The following is a 12,247-nucleotide window of genomic DNA, read 5'->3' on the forward strand; positions in this document are numbered from 1 at the left end:
CACGCAAGCGGAGGCCCTGCCCATGGAACAGGCAACTACGGACGCGATTGCCGGGAGCGATGCCGCTTTACCGGTCATCGACGTCGCCGACCTGTCATCATCGGACCCGGAAAAGCGCAAGGCGGTAGGCCGGCAAATTCGCGCGGCCTGCGTTTCGAGCGGCTTCCTCTATTGTGTCGGTCACGGCATTCCGCAGGGCCTGCGCGAGGCTGCCTTTGCCGAAGTCCGCAATTTCTTCGAGCAGCCGCTCGAAACCAAGATGCGCGTCGACAAGGCGAAATCCTTTTGCAATCGCGGTTACGAGACGCTGGGCGGCCAGACACTCCAGCCCGGCGCGAAGCCGGACCTGAAGGAGGGCTACTATATCGGCCTCGAGCTCTCCGACGACGATCAGCGCGTGGTGGCGCGTCGCTTCAACCGCGGCCCCAACCAGTGGCCGGCCGACCTGCCAGGGTTCAAGCCGGTGATGAATGCCTGGTTCGCCGCGCTGCTCGATCTCTCCGAGCGGCTGATGCGCGGCATCGCTCTGTCACTCGATCTGGAGGAGGACCACTTCGCCGGTTTCTGCCGTGATCCGCTCGCCATCCTTCGCCTGCTGCATTATCCCCCGCACCCGCCGGCGGCCGATGAAGGCCTGCTCGGTGCCGGCGCGCACACCGATTTCGGCGGTCTGACGCTGCTCGCCCAGGACGACAGTGGCGGCCTACAGGTCTGGGACAACGACAACGAAGTCTGGCTCGACGCCCCACCGATACCGGGCGCCTTCGTCGTCAATCTCGGCGACATGATCGCCCGCTGGACCAATGACCGCTATCGCTCGACCTTGCATCGCGTCATCAACGTGTCGGGCGGCGACCGCTATTCGATCCCGTTCTTCTTTTCCGGCAATCCCGACTTCGAGGTCGCCTGCATCGAAACCTGCCTCGAACCGGGCAAAGCGCCGAAATACCCCCCGATCAAGGTCGAGGAGCATTTGATGGATATGTACCGCAAGACCTACGTGGCCTAGCCTATGAGCGATCCTGTCATTCTCATCCATGGCGCCTGGCAGGGAAGCTGGGTGTGGAAGAAACTCATCCCGCTGCTGGAAGCTGCGGGCGTGGAAGTGCACGCGGTCGACCTGCCGGGAAATGGCGTCGACGACACGCCCTTTGAGGACGTCTCTCTCGACCTTTATGTCGACCATGTCGGCGCGTTGATCGAGAAGATCGGTCGGCCGGTTTCCCTCGTCGGCCATTCCGGCGGTGGCGTGGTCGCGACGGAGGTTGGCGAGCGCTATGTCGAACAGGTCGCACGCGTTGCCTATGTCGCCGGCATGATGTTGCCGCCGGGTGCAGGCTTTTCCGACCTTCTGTACTGGGAACATGCGGTCAAGCGCGGCCTGCTCGGTATCGGGCCGCATCTCGAGTGGTCGGCCGACGGCTCGCAGAGCAGGGTTCCTCCCGAGGCGGGCGCCCGCATTTTCCTCAATGACGTGCCTTACGACACCGCGCTAATTGGCGCGCGGAACCTGACCCCGCAAGCCGAAGGTGGCCGGTCGATCGTCGCCGAATGGACGCCGGAGCGGTTCGGCACGCTGCCGCGGCTCTATGTCGAATGCGAGCGCGATCTGTCCGTCGTGCCGGCGTTCCAGCGCCGCATGCAGGAACTGGTGCCGGGTGCGGAGCGTGTCGAGCTGGATACCGGCCACGCCCCGCAGATCAGCGCCCCGGAAAAGCTCGCCGGGGCGCTGTTGCCGTTCTTGACGGGGGAATAGGCGGGTATTCCCGAAAAGTGGGAACCGGTTTTCGGACGAGAATTCGCGAAAAAACGCTACTTCGCGAAATTCGCCGCGATCCGCTCCTGCAGGTAGTCGTGCGCGGTGATCGGCGCGTAGACCTTGCCCGGCCCCTGGATGATCGCATCCGTGTTGGCCTGGCAGAAGAAGGGCAGCGAATATCGCGGGCCGAGATATTCGTCCTCGCGCGGCATGCGCACCCGGTGCAGCGTCGATTTGAGCTGGTCGTCGCTCCAGCGCATCAGCATGTCGCCGATATTGCAGGTGATCACGCCTTCCGCCGGCTCCACATCGGTCCAGGCGTGGCTCTCATGATCCTTGCCCGGGCAGACCTGCAGCCCGCCCTGACCGACCTTCTGGTGCAGGATGGTCAGGCAATCGAAGTCGGAATGGGCGCCCGCGCGCCAGCCCGAGAAATCCTCCGGCTTGGCGTTTTCCATCGGCAGATAGTGCAGCAGCCGCAAGGTCGACTGATAGGCCGGCGACAACGGGTCGTGCGCTTCGGTGAAGAAATCCTCGTGGAAGCCGAGCTTCAGCGCGAAACACGACAGCACCTTCATGCCGAGCGCCCAATTGGCGCGCTCGAACGCCAGCATCGTCGCCTTGAAGCCGGGCAGTTCCTCGCCGCTCGGCCACAGTCCGGCCATGCGCGGCAGGGTGATCTGGTAGGATTCCTTGTTGTCCGCCGTGCCCGTCGAGGGACGCACCTGTGCGCGATACTCCCAGCCCGCATTGGTGCCCTGGCCGAGCGGGTATTTCGCCTTCGTGTCCATCGGCATGTCGAAGAAGCGGGCCGTCATGTCGAAGGCTTCGTCGATCTGCGCCTGCGGGATGTCGTGATTGACGAGCTGGAAGAAGCCGATCTCGGTCGAGGCCGTCCAAAGCTCGTCGGCGATCTCGTGCTTGCGGCGTTCGAAATCGGACAGGTCGATGCGCGGAACCGAGCGCGCGACCGTGGTGCCCATGCCGCCGATCGTTGCTTCCTTGTTCAGTTCATCGAGGCCGTATTGCTTTTTCTCTGCTGTCTCCATGCTCATTTCTCCATGTTCGTGGCGGCGTTGCCGCCCGTTGGTCTCGGAGCAATGACCGGCGCCCTGCATCTGAGCAGGGTCGTTGACTGCTTCTACTCCCGCGATGTGCGAACCTGCGTCCGCAAATGTTTGGCTCTCCCTAACTGTCCGCTGCGATGGCCCGAACGGCGGCAAGCGCCTCGGCGCCGAGCTGATCGAGATCGAGCCAGGGGATGCCGCCATCGACGACGAGCGGTTCGCCGCCGACGAAGCTGTGCCGCACCTTCATGTCGCCGCCCGAGACAATCGGCGCGATGGCGCGGTCGTGCTGGCCGAAATAGCGCGGGCTGTTGAGATCGAAGAGCGCGATATCGGCCGCCTTGCCAACTTCGAGCGTGCCGACCGCGTCGAGCCCGAGCACGCGCGCGCCGCCGGCCGTCGCCCAGTGCAGGACGGTTTCCGCCGAGGTCGCCGTCACGCCTTTCGCCGCGCGGTGGATGGAAAACGCCGCGTAGAGCGCCGAGGCCATGTCGGCGGCCTCGTTGGCTGCCGCCCCGTCGACCGCGAGCGACACCGCGCCGCCCAGTTCGTGCAGCATGTCGGCCGGCGCGATGCCTGACCCAAGCCGCGCATTCGCCTGCGGGCAGTGGGCCATGCCGGTGCCGGTTTCAGCGAGCAGTTTCATCTCGTCGGGTGTGCACTCGACCAGATGGGCGTACCAGACGTCGGGCCCAAGCCAGTCGTGTTCGGCCAGCCAGTCGACGGGCCGCTTGCCATAGACGCTGGTGGTGAAGTCGACATAGTCCATGTTCTCCGACAGATGGCTGTGCAGCCGCAGCCCGTTCCGCCGCGCCGCCGCCGCCAGTTACTTCAGCTCGTGGTCATGCAGCGAGAAGGTCGGCGTCGTCGGTGCGATCGCCATGCGCCGACGCGCGTCGGGCGCCGGGTCGTGCCAGCGGGCAGTGTCGCGCTCGATTGCGGCGATGATGTCCTCGAGCGGTTCGGTCGGCAGTGGCTTGATTTCGTCGGTGTCGAAGGAACGCGCCTTGGTCGCCCCGCCGCGCGCCAGAACGAAGCGGATACCGAACCTGTCCGCCGTATCGAACAGTATCTCGCTCGGGTCGAAATCGTAGTGCGGCGAGTAGAAATAATGGTGATCGGCGATGGTCGTGGCGCCGGACAGAACCAGCTCGGCGATGCCGACCTTCACCGCCGTTTCCATGATCGGACCGGTCAGCCGGTTCCAGTGGGTGTAGGGCACCAGCCGCAGCCAGGCGGCGAGCGCCTCGTTCATGCCGGTTGGCACGGCTTTCAGCACCGACTGGAATAAGTGGTGATGAGTGTTGATGAGGCCGGGCGCGACGACGCAGCCCGACGCGTCGACCGTGCGTTCGCCCGGTTCGGCGTTCAATGCGCCGATGGCGGCGATCTTGCCGTCGCGCACCCGCACGCTGCCTGAGGCGCGCGCCGCCTCGCCGGTCAGGCCGGTGAGGATCGCGTCGGCGTTGACGATCAGGAAATCGGTCATTGCGTGTCCTTGCGCAGGCTCCACGGGAAGAAAATTCGCTGTACGGCCGAGACAAGCTGGAAAAGCACCAGCGACATCGCGACGAGGATCGCGAGACCCGCCCAGGCCTGCGGGATCTTGAACAGCGAGGTGGAGAACTGGATGAAGTAGCCGATGCCCTTGTCGGCGGCGACGAACTCCGACACCACCGAGCCGATGACGGCGAGGGTGATCGAGATCTTCAGACCGGAGAAGATGTAGGGGATCGCGAAAGGGATGCGGATCTGCGAGAAATCGCGCCACATCGGCGCGCGCAGCGAACGCGACAGCTCTATCAGCTCCGGCGGTGTCGCCATCATCCCCGTCGTCATTGAGACGACCAGCGGGAAGAAGGTGATGAGGAAGGTGATGACCACGCGTGGCGCGTCGCCCGAACCGAGCACGACGATGATGATCGGCGCGATGGCGACGACCGGCGTCGACTGGATGACGACGAGCAGCGGATAGAAGCTGTCCGACAGCACCTTCGAGCGCGTCAGGCCGATGGCGATCGGCAACGCGACGACGATAGAAACCGCGTAGCCGATCAACGCAACGCGCAACGTCGCCCAAATGTGTTCGAGCCAGCGAGTGGCGTCGACCGCCCCGAACCCGTCGGCAATCCGGCTCGGCGCCGGCAGCAGATAGGACGGGATGGCGAAGAACCAGGCCGAAAACTCCCAGACGATGAGAATGACGGCAAAGGTCGTCGCCGGCAGCACGCCGGGCGTTGCCGCGAGTTTCTTGCCGAATGCGCGAACTCCGTTCATCGGATCACGCCGCGCGCTTCAGAAGGAGGCTGCGGAGGTGGCTGGCGAACTCATGCATGTCCTTCGATTGAGTGGAGTCGACCGTGCGCGGACGCGGCAACGGCACGGTGAAATCGGCGATCACGCTGCCCGGCCGCTCGCTCATGACGATGACGCGGTCGGCCAAAAGCACGGCTTCGGAGATCGAATGGGTGATGAAGAGCACCGTCTTCGGGCGCTCCTGCCAGATGCGTAAGAGCTCGAAGCCCATCTCCTCGCGGGTCAGTGCGTCGAGCGCCGAGAACGGCTCGTCCATCAACAGGATATCGGGGTCGAGCAGCAGTGCGCGGGCGATGCCGACGCGTTGCTGCATGCCGCCGGAAAGCTCCGACGGAAGCCGCTTCTCGAAGCCTTTGAGGCCGACCATCTCGATCAGATCACGGGCCCGCTCGCGGTCTTCCGGCGCGACCCGCCCGACCTTGTGGCGGATCGGGAAAACGACATTGTCCTCGACATTCGCCCACGGCAGCAGTGTCGGTTTCTGGAACACGATGCCGACATCGTCGCGTGGTTCGTGCACCTTGTAGCCGAACACCTCGACGGTACCGCTGGTCGGCTTGATCAGCCCGGCAGTGAGGCGCAGAAGCGTTGACTTCCCGCACCCCGAGGGGCCGAGGACCGCCACGAATTCGTGGCGGCCGACGGTCATGTCCACGCCCCGGAGCGCTTCCAGATCACCCGAGCTGGTCGGGAAGACCTGGCCCGTCGCGGTGAATGTGAGGGCTGGCGTCGGGGCGATCATGCTTATTCGCCCGCGAACGAACGGTCGACGACCGATTCCGGATCAAGCGACGCCGGATCGAGGCCCTGCGCCTTGGAAACCCGGTCCCAGGTCGCTTTCAGCCGGCCGGCTTCGAGCGCGCCAAGGCCGTCCTTTTCGGTGACGTCGTTGAAGACGAGAACGAGCGCATCCTTGAGCGAGCCTTCGACGTTTTCAGCCGACAATTCCGGCACCATGGCGGCGACGGCTTCCGCCGCTTCCTTCGGGTTCTCCCTGGCGAACTCGACCGACTTCTTGAAGGCGGCGATGAACTTCTTGGCGACTTCCGGGCGTTCGGTCAGGAACTTGTCGGAGGCAACCAGCGACGCCGAATAAAGGTCGAGACCGGCCGCCGACCACGGCAGCACGATGACTTCCTTGCCGGCTTCCTTGCGCTGCGCGGTGTAGCGCGTCACGTCGGTCATCCAGGCGATGATCGCATCGGTGTTGCCGGTCATCAGCATCGGGCCGAGTGCGGCCGGATCCGCCTTGGTCAGCGTGATGTCGCCCTCGGTCATGCCGTTGTCGGCCAACACCAGCGGCAGGAACACGTTCGACGAGGTGAACGGCGAGGTTGCGATGGTCTTGCCCTTGACGTCGGTGAGCGTCTCGATGCCGTTGCCCTTCAGCGTGTAGAAGGCATGCGGGCCTTTGTTGAAGATCGACATGACGGCGGTGACCGGCACCTTTTCGGTTGCCCGTGCGGCCATCAGCGCGCCCATGCCAGCCGAGCCGATGTCGGAGCTGCCGGTCGCCATCTTGGTGATCGCTTCGGACGAGCCGCGGCCCGGCTCGATGGACACCTCGATGCCGGCGTCGGCGCAGAAGCCCTTCTGGATGCAGACATAGATCGGCGCCTTGTCGCCACCGGGCAGCCAGTCGAGCTGGTAGGTCACCTTGTCGGTCGCCGAGGCCGATCCGGCGGCAGCGGCGATGAATACGGCACCGGCGGCCAGTTTCGTCGCGATGGATTTCAGCATGTCGGGCTCCTTGTTTGTCTATTTGCAGGTGGCGAGCGCAAGGATGCCGGGTCGGCGGGAGGAGGTCCGATCCAGATTCTTGCGGGAGGAAAGGAAGAACGAGTTCGAGTGCGGCACAGGCTGCCTCCAGATGCAGGTTGACCCTTGCCGAGCAATGTCCCGGGCATCGAGCCCTGACCGCTTCTACTCGCGTCTTTCTCTTCGCATCTTGCGTGCCAACCCGGCGCGCGCGTCATAAGCGATTGAGAATTATTATTATTTTTGCCAAAGACGATTGAGTTGAGCAAATCTGCCCGTTGCCCATGTATGCAAAATCGGCAGAAAACGAACAAAAAATAGGCAAAAACAAATATGCCTATCTAGTATACAGAAATGGCTTGCTTGGCGATTGTGCGCTGCGTTACCGTTCGCCGGACAATGGGAGTTTGCCATGCCGATTTCCGATGAACGGACGGAAGAACTGATGCGCCACGCGATCGATCTGGCGCGGCGCTCGCGCGAGCGCGGGGATCATCCCTTTGGAGCGCTGCTGGCCGATGCAAATGGCGAAATCCTGCTTGAGGCGATGAACACCTGCGGCACCAAAGGCGACCGCACCGGCCACGCCGAGCGCAATCTGATGACCGAGGCGTCGCTGAAATACGCGCCGGAATTCCTCGCCGAATGCACCATGTTCACAAGCGCCGAGCCCTGCGCCATGTGCGCGGGGTCGGTCTATTGGGCGGGTGTCGGGCATGTGGTGCACGGCATGACGGAAAAGGCGCTGAAGGATTTGATCGGTCCCGATCCGGAGAACCTCACGATGGACATGCCCTGCCGCGATGTTTTCGCCGCCGGGCAGCGCAAGGTCGCGGTCAAGGGGCCGATCCTTGCCGAGGAATCGGCCGTCGTCCACGACGGGTTCTGGACCGGCAACTGAGCGGAGCGGATCGTAAATGCGCGCGGTGAACACCTGGGGTGTGTCGTGAAAATTCTGCTCGTCCACTGCCATCCGGTGGCCGAAAGCTACGTGACGGCAATCGCCAAACGTCTCGCGCAGCACCTGCGCAGTGAGGGGCACGACGTCGACCATCTCGATCTCTACGGCGAAGGTTTCGACCCGGTGATGAGCGCCGACGAACGCCGCGCCTACAACGATCTGACTGCCGGCGAGCACCCGCTGCCCGATCACGCCCGCCGGCTTGGCGATGCCGAGGCGATCCTCTTCGTCTATCCGACGTGGTGGTACGGCCTGCCGGCCATGCTGAAAGGCTGGCTCGACCGGGTCTGGGCGCCGGGCACGGCCTTCGAGATTTCTCCCGACAACGGGCCGATCCGCCCGTTGTTGACCCAAATTACCCATTGCGCCGTCGTCACCACCTGTGGGGCGCCGCGCTGGTGGTCGTGGATGGTCGGGCACCCGGGGCGCAAGACCTTGCTGCGCGGCATACGCGCGCTGTTTCACAAGCGCTGCCGCACGCTCTTTCTCGCCCACTATCTGATGGACATTTCAACGCCGGAAAGCCGTGCCGCCTTCCTCGAAAAGGTCGAGCGGCGGGTTACGGCATTCATTCCGAAGCCGCCCCGTGCGGCACCGGCAGAATAGGGGACTGACATGCGTACATGGCTCAAGAATCCGCTGGCGGTGCTGGCTGAGGGCGCGGGCGGTGGCCTCGTTGTCGAGGACAGTCGCATCGTTGAGCTGGTGCCGAGTGGTCGCGAACCCGCGGCGCCGGTAGACAAGGTGTTTGACGCGTCCCGCCACGCCATCCTGCCGGGCCTCATCAACACCCATCACCATTTCTTCCAGACTTTGAGCCGCGCCCACCCGCAGGCGCGCGATAAGGAACTGTTCCCCTGGCTGACGGCGCTCTATCCGATCTGGGGACGCCTAAATCGGGATATGTTCCGCCTCGGCGCGCGGCTTGCCTATGCCGAGCTGCTGCTGTCGGGCTGCACCACGGCGATGGACCACAACTACATGCATTTCCCGGGGCTGGAGGATGCGACCGACATCGAGGTCGACGAGGCGAGGGCGCTCGGCATCCGCACCACGGTGGCGCGCGGCTCGCTGTCGCTGTCGCAAAAGGACGGCGCCGTGCCGCCGGATCATATCGTGCAGGACGAGGACACCATCCTCGCCGACAGCGAGCGCGTGCTGCAGAAGTATCACGACACCTCGGACGGGGCGATGACGCAGATCGCGCTCGCTCCCTGCGCGGCATTCAACGTCTCCATCCCGATCATGCGCGGTAGCGCCGAGCTGGCGGAGAAATACGATTGCCGCCTGCACACCCATCTTGCCGAGACCGTCGACGAGGCCGACTACTGCATCGAGAAATTCGGCTATCGCCCGGTCGACTGGCTCGACGACTGCAACTGGCTGCAGCCCCGTGTTTGGGTCGCTCACGGAATCCACTTCACCACGGAGGAGTGCAAGAAGCTCGGTCATCACGGCGTCGGCGTCTGCCACTGCCCGTCGTCGAACGCGGTGCTCGCATCAGGCTTCTGCAAGACCCTCGACCTCGAGGCTGCCGGTAGCCCGGTGGGGCTCGGCGTCGACGGGTCGGCCTCCAATGACTCTTCCAATCTTATGGAAGAGGTGCGTCATGCGCTGATGGTCAATCGCCTCGGCTATTTGTCCGCCGACCGCGTCACCCACCGCGACGCGCTGCGCTGGGCAACGACCGGCTCGGCCCGTTGCCTCGGCCGCGACGACATCGGCGAGATCGCGGTCGGCAAGCAGGCCGACCTTGCGCTGTTCACCTTCGACGAGTTGCGCTTCTCCGGCGCGCATGACCCGATTGCCGCTCTCGTGCATTGCGGCGCCAATCGCGCCGACCGGGTGATGGTCGCCGGCGAATGGCGGGTTGTCGACGGCATGATCCCCGGATTCGACACGGCGAAGCTGATCGCGGAACACTCGGCTGCGGCCAAAACCTTTGCCTGACGGAGGATGAAATGACCGCGCCCGGGATCCCGATCATCGACCTGACGCCGCTGTTCGAGGAGGGCGAAGCCGGCATCGAAAAGGTCGCTGCCAAGATCGGCGCGGCCTGCCGCGGCATCGGCTTCTTCCTCGTCGTCGGCCATCGTGTGCCGGCAGAGTTGCGCGCGGCGGTGTTTGCCGAGTCGGCCAAATTCTTCGCGCTGCCGGAAGAGAAAAAGCGCAAGACCCTCTATTCGACGGAAACCGGCAATCGCGGCTTCATCCCGATGGGTGGCGAAGCGCTCGACCCGACGCGCCCGCCTGACGTCAAGGAGGCGTTCAATATCGGCCTGGAGCTTGCCGCCGACGATCCCGACATCGTCAACGGAGTCCCGTTTCGCGCGCTGAATTTGTGGCCGGAAAGTGCTGCCTTCCGCGCGACCATGCTCGACTATTTCAATGCCGTATGGGTGCTCGGGCGCACGCTGCACACGGCGTTCGCGGCCGAACTTGGCGTCGCGCCGGACTTCTTCGAAGACAAGCTCGACAAGCCGCTGGCAACGCTGCGCCTGCTGCATTATCCGCCGCGTCCGGGCGCGATGGAGGAGGGGCAGCTCGGCGCCGGCGAGCACACCGACTATGGCTGCGTAACGCTGCTCGCGACCGATGACGCCGGCGGTCTTGAAGTGCGCACCCGAGACGGGGAATGGCTGCCTGCGCCCTATGTCGCCGATGCCTATGTCTGCAATATCGGCGACTGCCTGATGCGGTGGACCAACGACACCTACCTGTCGACGCCGCACCGCGTGGTCAATCCGGCCGGCCGCGAGCGGTTTTCAGTGGCCTTTTTCCTCGATCCGAACCCGGATGCCATCGTCGAGTGCCTGCCGACCTGCCAGTCTGCCGACAGCCCGGCGAAATATCCGCCGGTGACCGGCGCCGACTATCTCGAGAGCCGATTGAATCCGACCTACGAGAAAAGCGGACTCATCTGATTTTTCGATTGCCGAGCGAACTCCACCGCACCGGTATTTCCGGCGTGCGGCATAATTGTATGCAATTTTCAAAAAACGATGAAAAAATAAGCAAAACAAATCTGCAGTGCAAAAAATATGCATAAATGGCCGGGGATCAAGCGGGTCCGATCTTGAGGCGGAGCCGCGGTGAAACAAGCAACCCACTGAAAGTAAATACAAAAAACATTCGTTAACGCCTTGAAAACGGATTGGCACGGGCTTTGCGAGGGTGGTCTGCGGGACATGGCGCCATCACTGGCCCATCGCGTCGAACGCCTCCCAAGGGCGACAAACAGGAGCTGGATCATGCCAATCAACGGAATCTCCCGCCGGAACGTACTCAAGACGGGTCTCGCCGGCCTCGCCTCCACCGCGCTGCCTCTCGGTGTGCTCGGAACCGCTGCCGCCGCCGACGAGGTCGTGCTCGGTGCCGTCTATGTCGGCCCGCGCGACGACTATGGCTGGAATCAGGCCCACGCGGTCGCCATGGAGGTGCTGAAATCGGTCGGCAATGTGAAGGTCATCGAGGAAGAGAACGTTCCCGAGACCGACGCCTGCGCCAAGTCGATGGAATCGATGATCAACCTCGACGGCGCCAACCTCATCCTCGGCACATCGTTCGGCTATTTCGATCCGTTCATGGTCGATCTCGCTGCGAAGTATCCCGACGTGCAGTTCCGTCACGCCGCGCCGCTGTGGAACAAGGAAAAGCACCCGGCCAATCTCGGCAGCTATTTCTGTTATCTCAACCAGGGTCACTATGTGAACGGCGTCGCCGCCGGCCTGTCGACGACAACCGGCAAGATCGGCTTCGTCGCCGCCAAGCCGATCCCGACCGTGCTCTCCAACATCAACTCGGTGCTGCTCGGAGCTCGCTCGGTCCGCCCGGATGCGACGGTTCAGGTCATCTTCACCGGCGACTGGTCTCTGCCGGTTCGTGAGGCCGAAGCCGCCAACGCGCTGGTCGACGCCGGCTGCGACGTGCTGACCTGCCACGTCGATGGACCGAAGGTCGTCATCGAGACCGCCGAAAGCCGCGGCGTGAAGTCGTGCGGCCACAACGCCTCGCAGGCTCCGCTCGCGCCGAAGGGCTTCATCACCGGCGCTGAGTACAAGTGGGAAACCATCTACAAGATGTACGCCGACATGCTGGCCAAGGGCGAAACCCTGCCGAACGTCGTCGTCGGCGGCTACGACAACGACATGGTGCAGAACACCGCGTTCGGCGCTGGCGCGACGCCTGAGGCGATCAAGGCGGCCGAAGCCGCGATTGCCGGTCTGAAGGAGAAGAAGCCGATCTATGTCGGTCCTCTGAAGGACAATGCCGGCAACCTCGTCATCGACAAGACCTACGACAACTACGATCCGTATCTCGATGGCATGAACTACCTCCTCGAAGGTGTCATCGGCTCGATCACCTGATCCCGTGCGACTTGCGGGC

At 63.8% G+C, this 12,247-nt stretch carries 11 protein-coding genes and 1 pseudogene; 7 read left to right on the forward strand and 5 right to left on the reverse strand.

Annotation, left to right across the window (positions count from 1 at the left end; all coding sequences use genetic code 11):
- Positions 1-22 precede the first annotated feature (22 nt).
- Positions 23-1,009, forward strand: coding sequence for an isopenicillin N synthase family oxygenase (locus tag C0606_16720; GenBank protein ID PLX36332.1), 987 nt, complete (start codon positions 23-25; stop codon positions 1,007-1,009).
- A gap of 3 nt (positions 1,010-1,012) precedes the next feature.
- Positions 1,013-1,756, forward strand: coding sequence for an alkyl salicylate esterase (locus tag C0606_16725; protein ID PLX36333.1), 744 nt, complete (start codon positions 1,013-1,015; stop codon positions 1,754-1,756).
- 56 nt (positions 1,757-1,812) lie between these two features.
- On the opposite strand, the gene C0606_16730 is transcribed toward C0606_16725, so the two are convergent.
- From C0606_16730 to C0606_16750, 5 genes and pseudogenes are all read right to left on the reverse strand, one after another.
- On the reverse strand, positions 1,813-2,814 hold the full coding sequence (locus C0606_16730) for a 2OG-Fe(II) oxygenase (GenBank protein PLX36334.1): 1,002 nt from the start codon (positions 2,812-2,814) through the stop codon (positions 1,813-1,815).
- Between the two features lie 133 nt (positions 2,815-2,947).
- Positions 2,948-4,315 (reverse strand): annotated as a pseudogene (locus C0606_16735) (amidohydrolase).
- On the reverse strand, positions 4,312-5,103 hold the full coding sequence (locus C0606_16740) for an ABC transporter permease (GenBank protein ID PLX36335.1): 792 nt from the start codon (positions 5,101-5,103) through the stop codon (positions 4,312-4,314). The pseudogene C0606_16735 and the gene C0606_16740 overlap by 4 nt, the downstream one beginning before the upstream one ends.
- A gap of 4 nt (positions 5,104-5,107) precedes the next feature.
- Positions 5,108-5,884, reverse strand: coding sequence for an ABC transporter (locus tag C0606_16745; protein PLX36336.1), 777 nt, complete (start codon positions 5,882-5,884; stop codon positions 5,108-5,110).
- A gap of 2 nt (positions 5,885-5,886) precedes the next feature.
- Positions 5,887-6,882: a hypothetical protein gene (locus C0606_16750; protein ID PLX36337.1), complete on the reverse strand. Its 996-nt coding sequence runs from the start codon at positions 6,880-6,882 to the stop codon at positions 5,887-5,889.
- A gap of 430 nt (positions 6,883-7,312) precedes the next feature.
- Here C0606_16750 and C0606_16755 point away from each other — a divergent pair, with 430 nt between their 5' ends.
- From C0606_16755 to C0606_16775, 5 genes are all read left to right on the forward strand, one after another.
- A complete protein-coding gene (locus C0606_16755; GenBank protein PLX36338.1) occupies positions 7,313-7,801 on the forward strand; it encodes a tRNA-specific adenosine deaminase in 489 nt (162 codons plus the stop codon).
- A gap of 45 nt (positions 7,802-7,846) precedes the next feature.
- A complete protein-coding gene (locus C0606_16760) occupies positions 7,847-8,467 on the forward strand; it encodes an NAD(P)H dehydrogenase (protein ID PLX36339.1) in 621 nt (206 codons plus the stop codon).
- Between the two features lie 9 nt (positions 8,468-8,476).
- The gene (locus C0606_16765) at positions 8,477-9,811 is read left to right on the forward strand and encodes an 8-oxoguanine deaminase (GenBank protein PLX36340.1); all 1,335 of its coding nucleotides are present in this window, start codon (positions 8,477-8,479) and stop codon (positions 9,809-9,811) included.
- Between the two features lie 11 nt (positions 9,812-9,822).
- Entirely contained in the window at positions 9,823-10,785 is a 963-nt protein-coding gene (locus C0606_16770; GenBank protein PLX36341.1) for an isopenicillin N synthase family oxygenase, read from the forward strand.
- 327 nt (positions 10,786-11,112) lie between these two features.
- Positions 11,113-12,228, forward strand: a complete 1,116-nt coding sequence (locus tag C0606_16775; protein ID PLX36342.1) for a BMP family ABC transporter substrate-binding protein — start codon at positions 11,113-11,115, stop codon at positions 12,226-12,228.
- Positions 12,229-12,247: the final 19 nt, after the last annotated feature.

The organism is Hyphomicrobiales bacterium, assembly GCA_002869065.1.
Lineage (GTDB): Bacteria > Pseudomonadota > Alphaproteobacteria > Rhizobiales > Rhodobiaceae > Rhodobium.